The organism is Aureimonas sp. SK2, assembly GCF_029813115.1.
Lineage (GTDB): Bacteria > Pseudomonadota > Alphaproteobacteria > Rhizobiales > Rhizobiaceae > Aureimonas.
Genome location: NZ_JAPZDS010000025.1, coordinates 1 through 18,021, shown reverse-complemented (window position 1 = coordinate 18,021; position 18,021 = coordinate 1). Strand labels below are relative to the sequence as shown.

At 65.9% G+C, this 18,021-nt stretch carries 19 protein-coding genes; 7 read left to right on the top strand and 12 right to left on the bottom strand.

Annotation, left to right across the window (positions count from 1 at the left end; all coding sequences use genetic code 11):
- Positions 1 to 44: 44 nt before the first annotated feature.
- The 11 genes from O5O54_RS20585 to O5O54_RS20535 all read right to left on the bottom strand — a co-directional run bounded on the left by O5O54_RS20585 (position 45) and on the right by O5O54_RS20535 (position 10,504).
- Positions 45 to 998, bottom strand: coding sequence for a glycine betaine ABC transporter substrate-binding protein (locus O5O54_RS20585; protein WP_279483733.1), 954 nt, complete (start codon positions 996 to 998; stop codon positions 45 to 47).
- A gap of 234 nt (positions 999 to 1,232) precedes the next feature.
- Entirely contained in the window at positions 1,233 to 3,173 is a 1,941-nt protein-coding gene (locus O5O54_RS20580; protein ID WP_279483732.1) for a methyl-accepting chemotaxis protein, read from the bottom strand.
- Positions 3,174 to 3,405: 232 nt separating this feature from the next.
- On the bottom strand, positions 3,406 to 5,637 hold the full coding sequence (locus tag O5O54_RS20575; protein ID WP_279483731.1) for a chemotaxis protein CheA: 2,232 nt from the start codon (positions 5,635 to 5,637) through the stop codon (positions 3,406 to 3,408).
- A 53-nt stretch (positions 5,638 to 5,690) separates the two neighbouring features.
- On the bottom strand, positions 5,691 to 6,053 hold the full coding sequence (locus tag O5O54_RS20570) for a response regulator (RefSeq protein ID WP_279483730.1): 363 nt from the start codon (positions 6,051 to 6,053) through the stop codon (positions 5,691 to 5,693).
- Positions 6,054 to 6,169: 116 nt separating this feature from the next.
- Positions 6,170 to 6,487 (bottom strand): hypothetical protein, encoded by a 318-nt coding sequence (locus O5O54_RS20565; protein WP_279483729.1) that lies wholly within the window; start codon positions 6,485 to 6,487, stop codon positions 6,170 to 6,172.
- Between the two features lie 29 nt (positions 6,488 to 6,516).
- Complete coding sequence (locus O5O54_RS20560) at positions 6,517 to 7,089, bottom strand: chemotaxis protein CheD (RefSeq protein ID WP_279483728.1); 573 nt, start codon at positions 7,087 to 7,089, stop codon at positions 6,517 to 6,519.
- Positions 7,086 to 7,475: a response regulator gene (locus tag O5O54_RS20555; protein ID WP_279483727.1), complete on the bottom strand. Its 390-nt coding sequence runs from the start codon at positions 7,473 to 7,475 to the stop codon at positions 7,086 to 7,088. The genes O5O54_RS20560 and O5O54_RS20555 overlap by 4 nt, the downstream gene beginning before the upstream one ends.
- Positions 7,476 to 7,567: 92 nt before the next feature.
- Positions 7,568 to 8,578: a chemotaxis response regulator protein-glutamate methylesterase gene (locus tag O5O54_RS20550; protein WP_279483726.1), complete on the bottom strand. Its 1,011-nt coding sequence runs from the start codon at positions 8,576 to 8,578 to the stop codon at positions 7,568 to 7,570.
- Between the two features lie 49 nt (positions 8,579 to 8,627).
- Complete coding sequence (locus O5O54_RS20545) at positions 8,628 to 9,497, bottom strand: protein-glutamate O-methyltransferase (protein WP_279483725.1); 870 nt, start codon at positions 9,495 to 9,497, stop codon at positions 8,628 to 8,630.
- Between the two features lie 33 nt (positions 9,498 to 9,530).
- Complete coding sequence (locus tag O5O54_RS20540) at positions 9,531 to 9,995, bottom strand: chemotaxis protein CheW (protein WP_279483724.1); 465 nt, start codon at positions 9,993 to 9,995, stop codon at positions 9,531 to 9,533.
- 59 nt (positions 9,996 to 10,054) lie between these two features.
- Complete coding sequence (locus O5O54_RS20535) at positions 10,055 to 10,504, bottom strand: STAS domain-containing protein (protein ID WP_279483723.1); 450 nt, start codon at positions 10,502 to 10,504, stop codon at positions 10,055 to 10,057.
- 565 nt (positions 10,505 to 11,069) lie between these two features.
- Here O5O54_RS20535 and O5O54_RS20530 point away from each other — a divergent pair.
- From O5O54_RS20530 to O5O54_RS20500, 7 genes are all read left to right on the top strand, one after another.
- Positions 11,070 to 11,405, top strand: coding sequence for a helix-turn-helix transcriptional regulator (locus tag O5O54_RS20530; protein ID WP_142021393.1), 336 nt, complete (start codon positions 11,070 to 11,072; stop codon positions 11,403 to 11,405).
- A complete protein-coding gene (locus tag O5O54_RS20525; protein WP_279483722.1) occupies positions 11,398 to 12,645 on the top strand; it encodes a HipA domain-containing protein in 1,248 nt (415 codons plus the stop codon). The genes O5O54_RS20530 and O5O54_RS20525 overlap by 8 nt, the downstream gene beginning before the upstream one ends.
- Positions 12,642 to 13,124 carry a hypothetical protein gene (locus tag O5O54_RS20520; protein WP_279483721.1) on the top strand — a complete coding sequence of 161 codons (483 nt, stop codon included), beginning with the start codon at positions 12,642 to 12,644 and terminating at the stop codon, positions 13,122 to 13,124. The genes O5O54_RS20525 and O5O54_RS20520 overlap by 4 nt, the downstream gene beginning before the upstream one ends.
- Positions 13,125 to 13,178: 54 nt before the next feature.
- Positions 13,179 to 13,769, top strand: a complete 591-nt coding sequence (locus O5O54_RS20515) for a hypothetical protein (protein WP_279483720.1) — start codon at positions 13,179 to 13,181, stop codon at positions 13,767 to 13,769.
- A 26-nt stretch (positions 13,770 to 13,795) separates the two neighbouring features.
- Positions 13,796 to 14,260, top strand: a complete 465-nt coding sequence (locus tag O5O54_RS20510; protein ID WP_279483719.1) for a hypothetical protein — start codon at positions 13,796 to 13,798, stop codon at positions 14,258 to 14,260.
- A 103-nt stretch (positions 14,261 to 14,363) separates the two neighbouring features.
- Positions 14,364 to 16,466, top strand: coding sequence for an AAA family ATPase (locus O5O54_RS20505; protein ID WP_279483717.1), 2,103 nt, complete (start codon positions 14,364 to 14,366; stop codon positions 16,464 to 16,466).
- Between the two features lie 46 nt (positions 16,467 to 16,512).
- The gene (locus O5O54_RS20500) at positions 16,513 to 17,583 is read left to right on the top strand and encodes a hypothetical protein (protein WP_279483716.1); all 1,071 of its coding nucleotides are present in this window, start codon (positions 16,513 to 16,515) and stop codon (positions 17,581 to 17,583) included.
- A 19-nt stretch (positions 17,584 to 17,602) separates the two neighbouring features.
- On the opposite strand, the gene O5O54_RS20495 is transcribed toward O5O54_RS20500, so the two are convergent.
- The coding region (locus O5O54_RS20495) for a hypothetical protein (RefSeq protein ID WP_279483715.1) at positions 17,603 to 18,021 on the bottom strand (419 nt) is incomplete at its 5' end.

Below are 18,021 nucleotides of genomic sequence, written 5' to 3'. Positions count from 1 at the left end.
GATTTTTCCCCGAAGCGGAAGCCATGGTGCCCGCTCGAGATTTCTCAGAGCGCGCGGGCGACGCGTTCGGCGGCTTCGGGCGGCAGCCAGCCGCGCCAGATCGAGGGGTATGACTTCAGGAAATGGCGCGCCGCCGCCTCGCCGTCGGCATGGTTGTCCTCCTTCCAGAGAAGCACGCGGTTCACCGTGTCGTTGCGCCAGGAGCGCGAGGCAAGATAGCGCATGGCGAAGGGCGAGGCGCGCTCGAAGCGGCCTGACACGAGCGTGTAGACGTCGGCCGGGGTCCAGGCGTTGGGCTTGGGGTCCGTGCAGTCCGGCTGCGTCGTGCAGCGGAGCCATTCCTCGCGGTCGAAGGGCACGTCGAAGGCGAGCCGCTTCATGGGATAGCGGGCGAGGATGCCGGTCGGCGACCAGTAGTAGCCGATCCAGCCGCGCTTCTCGGCGAAGGCCTCGGCGATGGAGGCGTCGAGCGCAGCCGAACTGTCGCTCGGCGCGAGGCGGAATCCCCTCCCCTCCGCCCCGTAGGCGCGGAAGAGGTTCTCCACCATGATCTGGCAGCCCCAGCCGAAGGGGCAGTTTCGCATGATGCCCTTCCCCGGCTCGCCCGGCTCGGCGAAGAGGTCGGGCCGCGCGAGCGCATCGGAGAGCGTGCGAATCTCGGGATGGGCGTCGGCGAGATACTTCGGGATCCAGAAACCTTCCTGCGAGCCGTCGGCCAGGACCTTGGCCCCGTAGTCGATGCGCCCGCGGCTCGCCGCCTCGTCCAACTCGTCGCGGAACTGGTTGACGAAGATTTCGGGCGCGACGTCGGGCTCGCCCCGTCCGGTCATCGATTCGAACGTGCTCATCGTGTCGCCCGGCACCAGCACCGCGTCGCAACCGAAACCGTGGGCGAGAATGAAGCGGTCGATCGCCGCCATGACCTCGGCCGAGCCCCAGTTCATCGCGGCGATGCGCACCGTGCCGCAGGACGTCGTGGTGGCCTTCGCCGCTGGCACCCATGTCGTCCATGCGGCGATCGCGAGTCCTAGACATGCGGCAAGACGGCGGGCGGGTGACATGACGAACCTTTGAACGCGGGTACCGGGACGGTGACGGCGCTCGGGCCGTCGCCGCCATCCTCGCCGGCTTTCGTTTCCGGGCGATGTCGTGACGGCTCAGCCCCTCATAGCAGAACGCCGGGCGGTCGTGGCCGCCCGGCGTCGTCGTCTGCGGTCGTGGCGCGATGAGGATCAGAACTCTTCCCAGTCGTCCGTCGAGGCGGCGGGGGCGGTGCCGGAGCGGCCCGTCGCACGGAGCTGGACCACCGGCTGGGCCGGACGGGGCGCGGCCGGCGCACGGGGCGCCTCGCGACGGACGGCGCGCTGGAGCTGGCCGGAATGTCCCTGGCTGGAGAAGAGTTTGAACTCGCCGATCAGGCGGGCCAGTTCGTCGGTCTCGTAGGCGAGCGACTGGGCGGCCGCCGTCGCCTGCTCCACCATGGCGGCGTTCTGCTGGGTGACCTTGTCCATCTGGTCGGCCGCCGTCTGGACCTCCCGGAGGGAGACGGCCTGCTCGCGGGTGCGCGTCGCGATCTCGGCCACGGTGCGGCTGACCTCGCCGACCTCGGCGATGATCTCGTCGAGGCTCTTGCCGGAGGCCGTCACCAGCTCGACGCCCGCCTCGACATGGGTTCCGGAGGCCGAGATCAGACCCTTGATCTCCTTGGCGGCTTCGGCCGAGCGCTGGGCGAGCCCGCGCACTTCCTGGGCGACGACGGCGAATCCGCGTCCCGCCTCGCCGGCCCGCGCCGCCTCGACGCCGGCATTCAGGGCGAGGAGGTTGGTCTGGAAGGCGATCTCGTCGATCACGCCGATGATCTTGCCGATCTTGTCGGACGATTCCTCGATCGAGCGCATCGCGGTGATCGCGCGGCCGACGATCTCGCCGCCCTTGATCGCGTTGCGGTTGGCGCTCTCGGCCGACTGGAGGGCGCGGCCGGCGCCCTCGGCGGTCTCGTTGACGGCGCGGGTCACTTCGGCGATCGCGGCCGTCGTCTGCTCAAGGTTCGCGGCCTGCTGCTCGGTACGCTGAGCGAGGTCGCTGGAGGCGGCGTTGATCTCGCCGAGGCCGGTGCGCAGGGAGCCGATCGCGCCGACCACCGAACCCATCGTGCCTTCCAGACGCTCGACCGAGGTGTTGAACTGGTCCCGGATCGGCCGGTACTGCTCGGCCACAGGCTGGTCGATGCGAACCGTGAGGTCGCCTTTCGACAGGCGCGCGAAGCCGGCCTCGACGCCATCCACGAAGGACTGGAGGTCGGCCTTGGCGGCGCGCTCGACGGCCGCGGCGCGTTCGCGCTCGGCGGACTGCGCCTCGCGCAGGGCGACGGCCTCGGCTTCCAGACGCTGCTGCTCGATGGCGGCCAGCCGGAACGTCTCGACGGCGCCGGCCATCTGGCCGATCTCGTCGCCGCGCTCCAGCGAGGGGACTTCAATGTCGCGATTGCCGCCGGCAAGGTGACCCATCGTGTCGCGCAGGCGCATGACGGGCGCGGAAATGTTGCGGACCAGCGCCCAGGCGAAGCCGGCACCGGCGACCAGAAGCAATCCGAGCGCGGCCAGGATCTCGACCAGCGCCTGCTTGTAGCTTTCGTGCTGCGACAGATCCAACGCCGTGGTCTGGTCGCGCAGGGTGGTGACGATGGAATCCACCGCGCCTTCCAGCGGCGTGATGAGCTTGTCTGCCAGATCCGACCCGGCAAGCGCGATCGCCTGATCCCGGTTGTCGGTGTTGACGGCGATCTTCAGGACTTCGAGAGCGATCTGGTTGTACCACGCGTCCATGGCGCTGTTGGCGGTATCGACCGTCTGCTTGATGGCGGGGTCGATATCCATGGACTTCAGGCGAGTGACGCCGTCGTGGAAGAGGCCGTTGAACTTGGCCAGGCTCTTCACCCGGCTTTCCTTCGGCATCAGGATGTAGCCGCGCATGGTGAGTTCCTGGCGGGTCACCATGAGACGCATCTGCAGCGCCTCGGCCGTCGCGTTGCCGACTTCGGTGCGGACCTGCCGATCCCGTTCGATGGTCGACATGGTGCGATAGACGACGCTGCCCATCACGGCCGAGCCGACGATCATGGCCGCGAAGCTCGCGATGATCTTCTTGCCGATGGAGATGTTCGAAAGGCTCATGCAGCAGCTCCTCAACACAAAGGGAACCCGGCCTGCCGGCGCATTCGAACTAGCCGAATGCAGATAGGGCGTTCCGTCGTCGATCCACCTGCAATGAAGCGCATAAAGACAACAAAATACTTAAATTCTGGACCTTTTGTGCGAGGCGCCGCATTTTCGCCTCGAATAAGACGCGAACCGCCGCCGGTGATCACCGGCGGCGTTCGGTACAAGGCGGGTTTGACGTCGGTATCTACTCGGCCGCCATGGCCGCGATGCCGTTCTCGAAGCGCGAGGACGCGGCCACCGCGTCGATGTCGAGGATCAGCGCGACGCGACCGTCGCCCAGGATCGTGGCGGCGGCGATGCCGGCGACGCGGCCGTAGTTGGCCTCGAGACTCTTGATCACCACCTGGCGCTGGCCCTGGATGCTGTCCACCAGAAGCGCGGAGCGCTGGCCGTTCTCGGCCTCGACCAGGATCGCGACGCCCGACAGCGCGTCGGTCTGCTCGCGCCGGTAGCCGAGCTGGCGCGACACGTCGATCAGCGGTAGGAAGCTGTCGCGCACGTTGATCACGCGCTGGTCGCCGCCGAAGGGCTTCACCTCGTTCTGCTTCGGGCGCAGCGTCTCGATGATGGCGGTCATCGGCACGACCAGGGTGTGCTCGCCGCAGGAGACGATCATGCCGTCGAGCACGGCCAGCGTCAGCGGCAGGCTCATGGAGAAGAGCGAGCCCTTGCCGGGGCGCGAGGTGATGGACACGCGTCCGCCCAGCGCCTGGATGGAGCGCTTGACGACGTCCATGCCAACGCCGCGGCCCGACAGTTCGGAGACTTCCTTCTTGGTCGAGAAACCCGGCAGGAAGACGAGGTTGTCGAGCTCGTCGTCGGAGAGCTGCGCGTCGGCAGGCACGAGGCCCTTGGACACGGCGATGTCGAAGACGGCCTTGCGGTTGATGCCCGCACCGTCGTCGGAAATCTCGATCACGATGCGGCCCGACCGGTGCATGGCCGCGACGCGCACGACGCCTTCGGTCGGCTTGCCGGCGGCGATGCGGCCCTCGGGCGTCTCCAGCCCGTGGTCGATCGCGTTGCGGATCATATGGGTGAGCGGATCGGACAGGCGCTCGATGACAGTCTTGTCGACCTCGGTGTACTCACCCTCGGTGACCAGGCGGACGCTCTTGCCGGTGCGCTCGGCCACTTCGCGCACCAAGCGCGGCAGCTTCTGGAACACCGACTTCACGGGCTGAGCGCGGATCGCCATGACGCTGTCCTGCATCTCGCGCGTCAGCTGCTCGAGCTCGTCGAGGCCGATGGCGATGTCGGACGCGCGGGTCAGGCCCGCCTGCATCACGCGCTGCGAGAGCATGACCTGATGGATCACGAGCTCGCCCACGAGGTCGATCAGGCGGTCGACGCGCTCGAGGTCGACGCGGATGGTCGGCACGGGGCCGGCGGGCACGCCCTTCTCGCCGCCAGCTTCGGCGGCGGCGGCGGCGGCGGGCGCGGGAGGCGCGGCGGCGGGCGCCGGCTGCGCGGGCGCTGCGGGTGTCAGCGCGACGACGTTGGCGGGAGCCTGCTCCGGCGAAGCCGCCGCGGCAGGCTCATCGACGAAAGGGACGGAGGACGCGCCTCCGATCGACCCCAGAAGCGCGGCCATTTGGGCCTCGAGATCCTCGGCGCTGAGCTGCGGGGCGTCATCGTCTGCACGCTCGACGTGGATCTCGCAATCGCCCTCGACGAAATCGTAGATCTCGTGGATCGCCGACTCGCCCGCGGCCGTCGTCACTTCGATCGTCCAGGACAGGGCGGCGCCTTCCGGATCGAGCTCGGCGAGATCCGGCAGCTCGTCCGAATGGCAGGTAACCGTCCCGGTGCCGAGCGCCAGCGTCTCGCGGATCAGACGCACCGCGTCGTTGGCGTTCTCGTAGAGCGAGGGCTTGGGCTGGACGCGGACGCGGAAGGTGACCTCCTCGCCGGCCGCCGCGAACATGTCGCTGAAGTCCACCGCCACGGGGACGAACTCGACCTCCTCCTCCGCCGGGGCGGCGGCGGCGACCGGCGCGTGCTGGACGGGTGCGGGGGCGGCATGGCCGCCGCCTCCGGCCAGAACCGACAGTTCGGCCATCAGCGCCTGCGGGCGGGCGGGATCGACCGTTCCGCCGTCGCGGGCGGCGGTCACGAGGTCGGTGAGGATGTCGGCCGAGCGCAGAAGCACCCGGACCACGGCTTGGTCGGCCTCGAGCCGCTCGGAGCGGACGAGATCGAGCACCGTCTCGAAGGCGTGGGCGAAGTGCACCAGCGCGTCGAGGTTGAAGGCGCCCGCGCCGCCCTTGATCGAGTGCACGGCGCGGAACACGGCGTTCACCGTTTCCGAGTCCGTCTGACCGCCTTCCATGGCGAGGAGGCCCGCCTCCAGTTCCTGGAGCTGCTCGGCGCACTCCTCGAAGAAGGTGGCGCGAATGGCGGCCATCGTGTCCATGGACGGGTCCCTTGAAAGCGGCTTCTAAGGAATTTCGATCGGGGTTGCGATGCTTACGGGGCGACGCGGTTGATCGCGTCGACGAGCTTCTTGGGGTCGAACGGCTTGACGATCCATCCGGTGGCCCCGGCGGCCTTGGCGCGCGCCTTCTTCTGGGCGTCGTTCTCGGTGGTCAGCACCAGAACGGGGATGGCACGCTTGTCGGCGTTGGAGCGGAGCTGCTCGATGAAGGTGAGGCCGTCCATGCGGGGCATGTTGACGTCGGTCACGATCACGTCGGGGTCGCAGCCCGCAAGGACTTCGAGCCCGTGGACACCGTCCTCCGCCTGCACCACGTCGAAACCGGCGCCGGCGAGCGCCGCCCGCAACATGTCGCGCATGGTCCGCGAATCGTCTACGGTCAAGATCGTCTTCACTACCGGTTCCTTTCTGAAATCGGTCTTACAAGGTTTATCGTATCGATCAGAGATTTCTTCTTTGTGAACAAGAAGAGCTTCCACCAGCGATTGCAGGCGGTTGCTCTCCTCAACATTCAGAAGAGATCGACTTCTCCGGCCTGTGCTTCAGCTTCGGTCCAGCCTCGCAGACGCGTGGCGAGGGCCGAGAGGCGGATTGCGGAGAGCTGCGCCTGGAGGTCGCGATCCTCGCCGCCCGCGAAGGTCGGCGCGCTGGCCCGCACGAAGCCCTCGAGCTCGGCGACGGTCTGGCTGAGAAGATCGTGGCTCTGGGCCACGATCAGGGCCTCGGGTTCGAGGACCGAGGGGGCTATCAGGCCTTCCAGCCGCACCGCCGCGCTGGCGAGCCGCGCGAGCTCGTCGGCCAGGCGCTCCAGGAGAAGCTGGGCGGACATAGAGTTTCCGGTCACGCCGCCTGGCTCCGTCAGAAGAGTTCGAGATCGCCGCCCGCCTGGGGGGCCGTGACGGGAGCGGGGATCATGATCTTCGGCATGGCCTTGTCGGTCGGCTCCATCAGGATCTGGCGGGCGCGTCCGCTGACGGGCCAGAACTCGATCCGCCGCCCTTGCGTGCCGCCGAGGCTGCCGCCGACATAGGAAATGCCTTCCATATCCAGGAAGCGCTTGGCGAACTCGGCGTTCTTGCCGCCGATGTCCGACAGGCCGTTCATGGTCCGCGCCCCGCCGAAGAGCTTGGCTTCGAGGGCGTGCTTGCGCGCGCCCTTCTTCAGGAGGCCGTTGACCAGGAGCTCCATCAGGTAGAGCCCGTAGCTCTGCGTCGAGGTGGAGGAGCTTCCCGCCCCGTCGCCCGGCAGCAGGAAGTGGTTCATTCCCCCGACCCCGGCACCGGGATCGCGGATGCAAGCTGCGATGCACGAGCCGAGCAACGTCGTGAAGACCACGTTGGGACGGTCGTCCACCTGGGCGTCGCCCTGGATCAGGTTGATCCTCAGACGATCGGCCGGATCTGCCATCGGAGACGGGGAAAGGCGGCTCATTGAAGGGGACCGAGCACCGCTTCGAGGGTCTTGCGCAGCACGGGGACCGTGATGGGCTTGGCCAGGATGTTGTTGGCTCCGGCGGCGGCGGCCTGCTGGACCAGGGCGCGGTCGCCCTTGCCCGTCAGGATGAAGAACGGGGTCTTCTTGGTCGGCCCGTAGGAACGGAGCGCCTTGAGGAGCTGAAGCCCGTCGAGCTTCGGCATGTTGAAGTCGGAGATGACGATGTGGCAGGGGGTCGCCATCATCTGCTTCAACGCCTGCTCGCCGTCCACCGCATAGACGACCTGGGTGATGCCGAGCTGGGTCAGCGCCTCATAGATGAGAAGGCGGCTCGTCCGATGGTCGTCAACGATCATCACTTTGAGATGCTGTACGAAACTCATGACATGCCGTTCCCTTGTCGAAAATTCCGAGATTGATCATCTCGTAAAAAGCTGAAGGATTCATTTGCTTCAACGACATCCGGCGAGCGGCGTCAGTTGAAGATGGCCTTCACCATTCCACCGATCGGCACGCGCTTCTCGGCGGCGCCGATTTCCCAGGCCACGCGCGGCATGCCGTAGACCAGCGAGGTCGCCTCGTCTTGGGCGAGCGTGCGGAAGCCCCGCTGGCGCATCGCCAGAAGGCCCTCGGCCCCGTCGCGCCCCATCCCGGTCAGGATCGTGCCGGTCACCCTGCCCTCGCAGACGCGGGCGATCGAGTGGAAGAGCACGTCCACCGAGGGGCGATGGCCCTGCACGGTGTCCTCGTCGCTGAGATGCGTGACGAGCTTCGAGCCGGCGCGTCGCAGCGTCATGTGGCGCCCGCCGGGGGCAAGATAAACGTGACCCGCCTGGATGGGCTCGCCCGAGCGCGCCTCCACGACGGTCGCCGGCGAGGCGCGGTCGAGACGGGCGGCGAAGGAGCCCGTGAACGCGGCCGGGAGATGCTGCACGATCATCACCGGCGGCGTGTCGGCGGGAAACTGGGCGAGCAGCGCGATCAGGACCTCTACACCGCCCGTGGACGAGCCGATCGCGACGAGCTCGGGCCAGGACGGATGCTTGGCCTGCGGCGCCGTGATATGACGGTCGCGGCCGCTCGCGATCTGCGGCCGGGCGCGGCGCGCCTCGTGCGCCAGCGCCGGCAGAAGGGACAGCGTGTCGCGGCCGCCCACCGTGGACGGCTTGGGAATGCATTCGAACGCGCCGAGGCGCAGCGCCTCGATCGTGGCCGCCTGCCCCGGCAGGGTCAGGGTGGAGACCATGATCACGGGGGTCGGCCGCAGGCGCATGATCTTGTCGAGGAAATCGAGGCCGTTCATGCCGGGCATCTCGATGTCCAGCGTGATGACGTCCGGGTCCAGCGCCTTGATCGCCTGACGCGCCTCGATCGGGTCGGCGGCCTCCCCGACGATCTCGATGGTCGGATCGGCCGTCAGGGCGTGCCGGATCAGGGCTCGCATGGTCGCCGAGTCGTCGACGACGAGAACGCGCGTGGAAGACATGATGGTGGTCCTGCGGGCCGCGCGGCGGTCGGCGCGTGGAAGGGTCGCGTCAGGCGCGGCGGTAGGTGGTGGTTCCGACCAGCGACAGGTGATCGGACGCGGAACCCGTCAGACGCTCGGAATGGCCGATATAGAGGAAGCCGGAAGGCTCGAGATACTTCATGAACCGGCTCCAGATCTTCTGGCGCGTCGGCTCGTCGAAATAGATGGTCACGTTCCGGCAGAAGATCGCCTGGAAACCGTTCTTCATCGGCCAGTCGCCGATCAGGTTCAGCTCGCGGAAGGAAACCAGCGTGCGCATCTCGTCGCTGACCGAGGACCCCTGCCCCGAGCGCTGGAACCAGCGGCGGCGCAGCTCCGTCGGCACCGGCTGCAGCGCGGCGTCGTCGTAGATGCCGGCCCGGCCGAAGGCGACGACGTTGGGGTCGATGTCGGAGGCGAGGATCCGGATGTCGTAGTTGGCGGCGTCCGGCATGAGGCCGAGGATCGTGAGCGCGATCGAATAGGGCTCGTGGCCGTTGGAGCAGCCGGCCGACCAGATCCGCACCCGCCCCCCGCGCTTGGCGTCTTCCAGGAGCGGCGGCAGGAGCTGGGTGCGCAGATGGTCGAAGTGATGCATCTCGCGGAAGAAGTGCGTGACGTTGGTCGTCAGCGCCGCCAGCATGGTCATGCGCTCGCCGGCGCCCTCCGCCCCGGACACGTGCTCGCAATATTCGCGGAAGCTGCGCAGCCCGAGGGCGCGCAGGCGCTTGGCCAGGCGCGAATAGACCAGCGCCATCTTGCTGTCGGGAAGGGCGATGCCGGAATCCTCGTAGAGGATCTTGGCGATGCGCAGGAAGTCCTTCTGCGTCAGCTCGAACTCGCCGTTCGGCTGGACCGTCTCGGACTGCGCCGAAGCGCCCGGCAGAATTCGCGACATCGGGTGCCCCCCAGGCCTCGTGTATGCGGCGACTTAGGCCGCCATGCTCTCGCCGGACGGCGGCAGGACGCTGTCGGGGCTGATCAGCGAGATCATCCGGCCTTCCAGCGCGATCACGCCGCGCACGAAGCTGCGGGCGATCTCGGAGGCGAGGTCCGGCGTCGGCTGGAGGTTCTCGTCCACCACGGTCAGGATGTCGGACACCGCATCGACCAGGAGACCGACGAGCTGGTTGCCGACCATCACCACGATGATGACGGAGCGCGCGGTCGGCTCGGTCGGGCCGAAGCCGAGGCGCAGCGACAGATCGACGATCGGGAGCACGGCGCCCCGCAGGTTGATGACGCCCGTCACGAAGCCCGGCGTGTGCGGCAGCGGCGTGGCGGCGGCAAAGCCGCGGATCTCGCGCACCGACGTGATGTCGACGCAGAACTCCTGCTCGGCGACGCGAAAGGCGATCAGTTCGCGTGCGCGCTCCGCCTCGTGCGACTTGCTCATCTCGTTCAATTCCCTGGCTCGAAGGATCGGGGTGCGTGGTGCGATCGAATGTCGGAAAGTCAGTCGGTCGGTTCGCCGCCGAGCTCGTTGAGGCCGATGCCCATGAGCTCGAGCCCCTTGATGAAGCCGGCGGAAGGCTTCACCAGGCTGAACTCCTGGCCGTCGTGGTCCCACGAGCGCGCCGCCGACAGGAGGACGGCCGCGCACTGCGCGCCGATCCGCTCGACATTGGAGGCGTCCACGATGATCGTGTCGCCGCGCGCTGCCAGAAGCTCGGCATGCAGCGGCTTGGCGGCGCGCACGTCGAGCACGGGCGACAGGGTCACCTCCCCGTGCGTCGCCTCGGACGGTGCGGCGAAGTCCCCCATCTCGCCTTCGGGCAGAAGTTCCTGCATCATCATGGCTTCCTGCGCCCCCTCATCCAGCTTGCGCGCCCACTGCGAGGGCCGCTCCAGCAGCCGGCGCAGCTCTCTTTGCTCAAGTTGTATCGTGTAAAGATAAACGAACATTTGACCGACAAACGGTGGCTCGATGGTTTCGCGCACGACGGTCGAGACGCAAAAAAGGGGCACCGTCCGAGACGATGCCCCTTCATCAGGCCGCCTATACAGGCAGCGGTGCGATCACCGCCGCCGCGCGCTCATTCCCACTCGATTGTTCTAAGCCTAGTTAGGTCATTGATCTGGCTGGGTTTTTCCTTGCTTTCCACGCAAGAAGCCGACCCTCGGGCCGTCAAAATCTTACGCTGTTGATTTTAAAGGGAAAATCGAGAAAAAAATATTTTTCACGGTTTCGGTATCTATCGAGATCGATCGGCTCTCGAAACCGATTTTCGACCGTTTGGCGCCGCTCTGCGATCCACCGAAAAGTACCGTCATTTCTCATAGCATACTTCGCGCGCCCGATCGAGAACTCCTTCCCTTGGGGCTTGGTCGCCGCAGGCGGGGCTTGCGTGCGTCAACACAGGGCCTTGCTGGGGGTGGACACGGGCGCGTTTGGCCGCCCCCAGTCAGGGCTGGAAATTTGTAATTTTCGTGCTACACATCCGGGCAATCTGTAGTGCGAAGGTGGCAAATTCCCACTCCACATACCCCTCCAGCGGCCGTGCGCCGCGCCTTGCGGAAGCTCGGCGCGGATATCCACGACGCCCGCCGCCGCCGCAAGCTGCCTATGGCGGTCGTGGCGGAGCGTGCTTTCACGTCGCGCTCGACCCTGCAGAGGGTCGAGGCCGGCGACACCAATGTGAGCATCGGCATCTATGCCGGCGTCCTTCAGGCCCTCGGTCTACTCGAAGCGCTGGGCCAAATCGCCGACATCAGCAACGACAGCGTCGGACAGGCGCTGGCCAGTGCCGATCTGCCCAAGCACGTTCATCTCAAGCGGCCAACCGGATCGTCCCGCGATGGCTGACTTCGAGGTGCACATCGATCTGCACGGTCGCACGCGCCCAATCGGATTGGCGAGGAGCAATCGCGTCCGCGGCGCAGAGACCATTCTCTTCGAGTACGACGGTGCATGGCTTTCGGATCCGGATCGCTTCTCGCTGGAGCCGGCACTTGCATTGACGCGCGGCGCGTTCGCTCCTCCTGCTGGCCTTGCGACCTTCGGCTCAATCGGCGACTCCGCGCCAGATACGTGGGGCCGCCGCCTTATGCAGCGCGCCGAGCGCCACTTCGCCGACCGCGAGGGCCGCGCAGTCCGCACGCTCGCGGAAAGTGACTACCTGCTCGGGGTCGCAGATGAGACGAGGCTCGGCGCGTTACGGTTTCGCTGGGTCGGCGAAGAGGCCTTCCAGGCGCCGATCAGGGCCGGCGTGCCAGCCCTGATCGAGCTGGGCCGTCTGCTTCAGATCACCGAGCGGATTCTCCGGGACGAGGAAACGGACGAAGACCTTCAACTGATCTTCGCGCCCGGCTCCTCCCTTGGCGGTGCGCGGCCGAAGGCCTCGGTCATCAACCAGCATGGCCATCTCTCCATCGCCAAGTTTCCGAAGGAGACCGACGACTACAGCATGGAAACCTGGGAGGAAATCGCGCTGCGGCTGGCCGGCCAAGCCGGCATCGCCACCCCACAACACGAACTTGTCGAAGTGGCCGGCAAGTCGGTGATGCTATCGCGACGCTTCGATCGCGATGGCGCGATCCGCATCCCGTTCCTGTCCGCCATGGCGATGATGGGCGCCAGGGACGGCGAGCGTGGCAGCTATCCCGAGATCGTCGACGCCCTGGCCCAGCATGGCGCGCAGGGAAAGACGGACGCCCACGCACTTTATCGGCGTGTTGCCTTCAATGTGCTGATCTCCAATGTCGACGATCATCTGCGCAACCACGGCTTTCTCTGGCTCGGCAAGGCGGGGTGGACCCTCTCGCCCGCCTATGACCTCAATCCGGTGCCCACCGATCTCAAGGCGCGCGTACTGACGACGAACATCGACCTCGACGAGGGCACCTGCTCCCTCGATCTGCTCGAACAGGCGTCGGAATATTTCGCACTCACGCTGGCGCAGGCCCGAGCGATCATCAAAGAGGTCGCGACCGTGACCGCGACATGGCGCGAGACTGCCAAGGCCGTCGGCGCCCGGTCGGCCGAGATCACCCGCATGGCCAGCGCCTTCGAGCATGACGATCTCACGCGGGCGCTGGCGCTATGACCAGGACCTTCTTTCATAGCTTCGATCCGCCAGCCGCAAGCCCGGTCTCCGGGGCCACCGTCGATCTGGAAGTCTCCGAGATCGAGGATGCCGGTATCCGGGAGGTGCTGCAGACGCCGGGCGCGGCCTATGGCGCCTGGTCGATCCTCGATGCGCTGCTGACCCCGACCGGCGCAGGCACGCCGTTCGTGTTCAGGGAGCCGCTCGGTCAAGCACGGGAGGTCAAGGTCGCGCTCTCCGGCCTATTCGGACGGTTCGTCGCGCGTGCCTACCTCGAGCGCTACTTCAACCTCTCGATCTTCGCCCATCTCGGCAGCCGCATGATCGACCTCGATCGCCGCCGTCAGGTCAAGATCACGCGCCTGTCCCGCGGCGACCTGCCTGACTGGATCGCCTGCGCATCCGACCTGTCGTCGCTGACTGTCGCCGAAGCCAAGGGTTGCCACGATGTGGGCGGTCCCGCCAAAGCGCTGGACTGAGCATGGGCGCAGGCTCGGCGGATCGACGTCACCGCCCGAGGCCGCAAGGTCACGGTGAAGCGTATCGCGATCGCCACGCGCTGGGGAATGGCGACGGCCGGTCCAGCCGATGCCCGCCTTTCGGTTCGGGACCCGGTCGACGAAGGCGAGCCGCATACCCAGGAGGAGAAGGACGCGCTCTTCATCGGCATGCTTCGGCTCCATATCGCCAATCTCATCAAACCGCTCGGGCATGCCGAACTAGCGGACGCGCTTCGCGGCCTCACACTGCAATCATTCCCACGAAGGCTCCAAGGGGAAACCCAGCGCGCCCGCTCGCTGCTCGACGCGTCCGCGGTGCGGGATGTGGATAAGGCGAGCGCTGCTATGGACGGGCTTATCGGCGGCATCGTCACCCGCGCGGGACCGCTTACCGACACCGGCGCTGAGCCTGCCGATCAAGAAGCACTCTCCCGCCTTAATCTCCGGCCCGTCTTCGTCGGGGTCGAGCACGAGCTCATTCGCGCCGCTATCGACGCCGAGCCGCAAGCCATTCGCAGCCGTCTCGCCGAAAAAGGGAGTCCGGACGAGTTTGCACGACCGGACCGTGCCGGCGGCTGGATCATTCCGCTTGGCCAAGAGCGGCGCATCATAGGCGGCACCTGAGACAACGACTGCGGAAGACAAGCATCATGGGAAACGGCCCGCCAGACCATGCGGGCAGGATCGGGGCAGAAGACATGGACGCGCAGGAGAATGACCTCTCGAACGAAGCCGCGGCACTTGCCGACATTCTCAAATGGTCGGCGGATCTACCCGCCTGGCAGCGCGATGCGCTCAGGCGGCTGTGCAGTCAGTCCAAGCTGGAGACTGCCGACATCACGGCGCTCGTCGCGATCTGCAAAGGTGCTGATGCCGGCAGTCCGCTCGATGCGAACCACGTCAGGGATCCTGCAGCCAGCCACGCCGTCGTCAGCATCGGCGCTCGCCATGGCCTCTCGCACGTCAATGCCCTTGCGCCTGGAGAGCGGCTGAGCTTCGGCAAATCCGGCCTCACCGTCATTTATGGCGATAATGGCGCCGGCAAGTCCGGCTACGCCCGGGTCCTCAAGCAGCTCTGCCGCGCGGTCGCCGAAGGGCGACGCGATCCTCCCTAACATCTATGCGGCCGGCTCGGGCACTCCGGCCGCCAGCATCGACTTCTTCATCGGCGCCCAGAAACGAAGCGCGTCATGGGCCCAGGGCAGCCCGCCGGACGCCATGCTCTCCGCGGTGAGCGTGTTCGACTCGCGGACTGCCAACGTCCATGTCGAGAACACCAACGATCTCGCCTACACGCCGCTGCCGCTCCGCATCCTCGCGGGCCTGGCGCAGGCCTGTCAGGACGTCAAAGCCAAACTGGCTGCCGAGGTAAAGGCGCTCCAGGAACAGACCCCGGCGGTTCTTTCAAAACCCGAATGCAAGCCGGAGACCATAGTCGGCAAGTTGATCTCCGGACTGTCGGGCAAGACCAAACCGGAAACCGTCGAGAAACTTGCCGGTCTGTCGGCCGAGGAAGAAACCCGACTTCAAACGCTGAACACCGACTTGGCCAGTGACCCGGCACGCACCGTTCGCCAACTCCAGGGCCAGGAAACCCGGATCAAGTCGGCGATCGAGCAGCTCGAACGGCTGATCGCCGCCGCGACCGACGAAAACCGGACGGCGCTACGCGGGGTCCATACGCAACGTGCAACGGCGCGCTCTGCTGCAGCAGCCGCCTCAGCCAACCTGTTCGCCGACGAACCTCTGCCCGACATCGGCTCGGACGTCTGGAAGGCCCTGTGGGAGGCGGCCCGGGATTATTCGCGCGCCTCCGCCTATCCCGATCGCCCGTTCCCTGTAACCGAGATTGGCGACCATTGCGTCCTATGTCAGCAGCCTCTCAGCGAGGAAGCCTCCAAGCGGCTCAGCAGTTTCGAGACTTTCGTGCAGGACGAGAGCAAGCGCCGCGAAGAGGAAGCGGCAACCGCATATGCCGAAAAGCTCGACGAGATCTCGGCGCACGCCATCTCCATGAAGGATCTCATGGCGATCATTGCGACGATCCGCGATGATGTCGGCCAGGAGGAAGCCGCGAGCGCCCTTCGCCGCGAGATTCTCCAGTTGGCGTGGCGACTGCGCGCCATCCTGAGAACCCACGGCCTTGCGGTCCTGCCTGATCTTCCGCCGTCAGGCGCCATCTCGCTCGATCCCCTGCGCACGGCGCTCAGCGGCATCGCCACGCGCATCGAAGGCCTGCAGTCGGAAGCCAGCTCCCCGCAGCGCGCCGCGCTTGTCGCCGAGCGCGATGGCCTCGCCGATCGCAAATGGCTCGGCGTGGTGAAAGCCGATGTGCTGGCCCAGATTGATCGCCTCAAGGTCATCGAGGCGGTCGAGAAAGCCAGCAAGGACACCGCGACGAACAAGATCACCACTCAGAGCGCCCGTATCGCCCAGGCGTTGGTCACCAACCGCCTGCGCGGGAGGTTCGCGATCGAGGTGGACAAGCTCGGCGTCGCCGGCCTCGCTATCGAGCTTCAGCAGGCCAAGACCACGGCTGGCGTCCCCTTTTTCCAGGTCCGACTAATCAACAAGCCAAGCGAACCGGTCGGCAAGGTCCTGAGCGAAGGTGAACATCGCTGCGTTGCGCTCGCCGCTTTTCTTGCCGAGTTGTCGACCATCGATGCGCAATCCGCGATCGTGTTCGACGATCCCGTCTCCTCGCTCGACCACTTACATCGCGACAGGGTGGCGGCCCGGTTAGCCGAGGCCGGCCAGACGCGCCAGGTCATCGTCTTCACCCACGACATGGCGTTCCTGCTTCTCCTCGATGAGGCCTGCCGAGCGACCAAAGACCGTGAGGCGACGCCCGTTGCATATCGCCTGATCAGCCGCGGGACGGAGAATGCCGGTTATTGTCACCAGGACCCGCCTGCCAACGTCATGCCGCTCGACAAGGTGATCGACGGAATGATGACGCATCTGGGCAACGTGAAAATTCATCACGAACGCGGCGACCAGGCGAAATGGCTGCGCGAAGTGACGTCCTTTCAGGACCAACTCCGGACGACCTGGGAACGTGCCGTCGAGGAAGTGGTCGGGCCGGTGATCCGCCGTCTGTCCCGTAAGGTGGACACGACTGGCCTCATCAAGCTCACCGTCCTCACCAATGCCGACTGCACCGTTATGCGGGAAGCGTTCGGGCGCTGCTCGGCGCTCCTTCACAGTCAGCCCGGTGAGATCAATCCCCGGCTGCCCGCGCCATCGGTGATCGAAGCCGAAATCGACGCGCTAGAAAAGTGGATCGCCGATATCCGGTCGCGGCAGGAGAAGGCGGCATGATGATGAATCGTCAGGTCACGCGGCCTCACGTCGGAGGCGCTCCTTCATGGTGAAATGGTCCGAGCTGAAAAGGGCGTCCGATGTCGTCCTGGCCGTCTGGCCGCACTACCGCCCCCTGTTCGAGCGTTGGTTCATGCAAGAGCTCATCGATAAGGGCGAGTTCACGCCGGTCTGGCGTGAACGGATGGTGCCGGGAGATAACGACACGGTCTTTGCCGACCACTATCCCGATCGCGAAACTGCTGTCGCCGCCGCCAATGCACTCAATCCGTCCTTGCGGCAGGCGCTCTCCACACGGGCCATGGACCCCGTTGCGAAGCGCTCGCTCGAGCTCAAAATCGACAAGGCCCTGCAGGCCAAGCAGCGTCTGCAAGACGAAGAAGGGCTGATGTTGGCGGAGGCCTTACGCCGTCATGCCGACGACGAACGGCCGGACGCGACCGCCCTGAAGCTCGCGCCAGACTCCGAGCGCTATCGTCAGGATCTCGCCGAACAACTGGCCGAAATGCCGTATCTGAGAGTGGCCAAAGTCGGTCGGTCCAACAACCGATGGACCCACGCCCTGCTGTACCTGGGCCTGGATGGCGTTTGGTCGAAGCCCTATCAGGCCGGCGAGAAGGCCGCGTTGACCGCCGAACGCGCGAAGATCGCCAATGGATTCGATCTGAGTGCCAGCACCCATTGGGGAAAGACGAAGGCCAGGATCCGACAGATCCTTCTGCCCCGCGCCAATCAATTGCTCCAGCTCGCGAGTGTTCAGCGGATGCTAGTCGAAGCTCTTGCGCGCGGCGAACGTGTGCTAGTCTCAAACGGCATCGTCTTCTGGTACGAGCCGGATGGCGATATCGGCTGGCAAGTCAAGGAGACGTCGTCGACGCGCGAGTCCGAAGGCGCGACGATCTGGAAGGAAGGGACCATCCTCTCCACAAACCACGGCCGCTTGGTCGTGCTGCCCTACATCAAGGAAGGTGGTGAGCAGGTTCGTGGGCACACCAAGAACGGGCCGAACGACGGGCGCGCCTTGCCGCGCCATCGTGACCACTATGTCGAGATTCCATTCTCGCTCTATGACGGAGATCTGATGATCGGGCTGTTTGGCGAACTTCCTTACGAATAAAGAAGGGGCGCTCCCCCTTTCATTCGCTGCGCTTGCGGTCCTGGATATCGAAGCCGGGCGCCGATAGGCTGACGATCATATCGATGAAGCGCTTTGCCTCAGCGATGATTTCTTCAGCCTCGCCTTGATTGCTGAAACGACCCTGATGCACAACCTCATTACGAACTTTATTGATTTTCTCTGCCGAAACAATCAACGCTTTGGCGGTTTTGCTCTTCTTCGGATGCGCGAAGTAGATCAGCACGAAGAGCCTATCGATCTTGCCGCGAAGGCCGTTGGCCCAGAGAAGAAATTGATCAACAATGGCCGCATCGAACTCCGTTTGCCGCGCCCATTCATGCCTTATGGCGTAGTTGGCGGCGATTTCGGCTGCCGTCGAACATCTGACGATTGCCGCCGATGGTTCGTCACGCAAGTGAAGGCCGGACAGCAGGCCCC

Excerpts from the sequence above, each read along its gene's own strand:
- O5O54_RS20580 (WP_279483732.1), bottom strand. The coding sequence starts at position 3,173 with ATGAGCCTTTCGAACATCTCCATCGGCAAGAAGATCATCGCGAGCTTC.
- O5O54_RS20575 (WP_279483731.1), bottom strand. The coding sequence starts at position 5,637 with ATGGACACGATGGCCGCCATTCGCGCCACCTTCTTCGAGGAGTGCGCC.
- O5O54_RS20565 (WP_279483729.1), bottom strand. The coding sequence starts at position 6,487 with ATGTCCGCCCAGCTTCTCCTGGAGCGCCTGGCCGACGAGCTCGCGCGG.
- O5O54_RS20560 (WP_279483728.1), bottom strand. The coding sequence starts at position 7,089 with ATGAGCCGCCTTTCCCCGTCTCCGATGGCAGATCCGGCCGATCGTCTG.
- O5O54_RS20555 (WP_279483727.1), bottom strand. The coding sequence starts at position 7,475 with ATGAGTTTCGTACAGCATCTCAAAGTGATGATCGTTGACGACCATCGG.
- O5O54_RS20550 (WP_279483726.1), bottom strand. The coding sequence starts at position 8,578 with ATGTCTTCCACGCGCGTTCTCGTCGTCGACGACTCGGCGACCATGCGA.
- O5O54_RS20545 (WP_279483725.1), bottom strand. The coding sequence starts at position 9,497 with ATGTCGCGAATTCTGCCGGGCGCTTCGGCGCAGTCCGAGACGGTCCAG.
- O5O54_RS20540 (WP_279483724.1), bottom strand. The coding sequence starts at position 9,995 with ATGAGCAAGTCGCACGAGGCGGAGCGCGCACGCGAACTGATCGCCTTT.
- O5O54_RS20535 (WP_279483723.1), bottom strand. The coding sequence starts at position 10,504 with ATGTTCGTTTATCTTTACACGATACAACTTGAGCAAAGAGAGCTGCGC.
- O5O54_RS20525 (WP_279483722.1), top strand. The coding sequence starts at position 11,398 with ATGGCTGACTTCGAGGTGCACATCGATCTGCACGGTCGCACGCGCCCA.
- O5O54_RS20520 (WP_279483721.1), top strand. The coding sequence starts at position 12,642 with ATGACCAGGACCTTCTTTCATAGCTTCGATCCGCCAGCCGCAAGCCCG.
- O5O54_RS20510 (WP_279483719.1), top strand. The coding sequence starts at position 13,796 with ATGGGAAACGGCCCGCCAGACCATGCGGGCAGGATCGGGGCAGAAGAC.
- O5O54_RS20505 (WP_279483717.1), top strand. The coding sequence starts at position 14,364 with ATGCTCTCCGCGGTGAGCGTGTTCGACTCGCGGACTGCCAACGTCCAT.
- O5O54_RS20500 (WP_279483716.1), top strand. The coding sequence starts at position 16,513 with ATGGTGAAATGGTCCGAGCTGAAAAGGGCGTCCGATGTCGTCCTGGCC.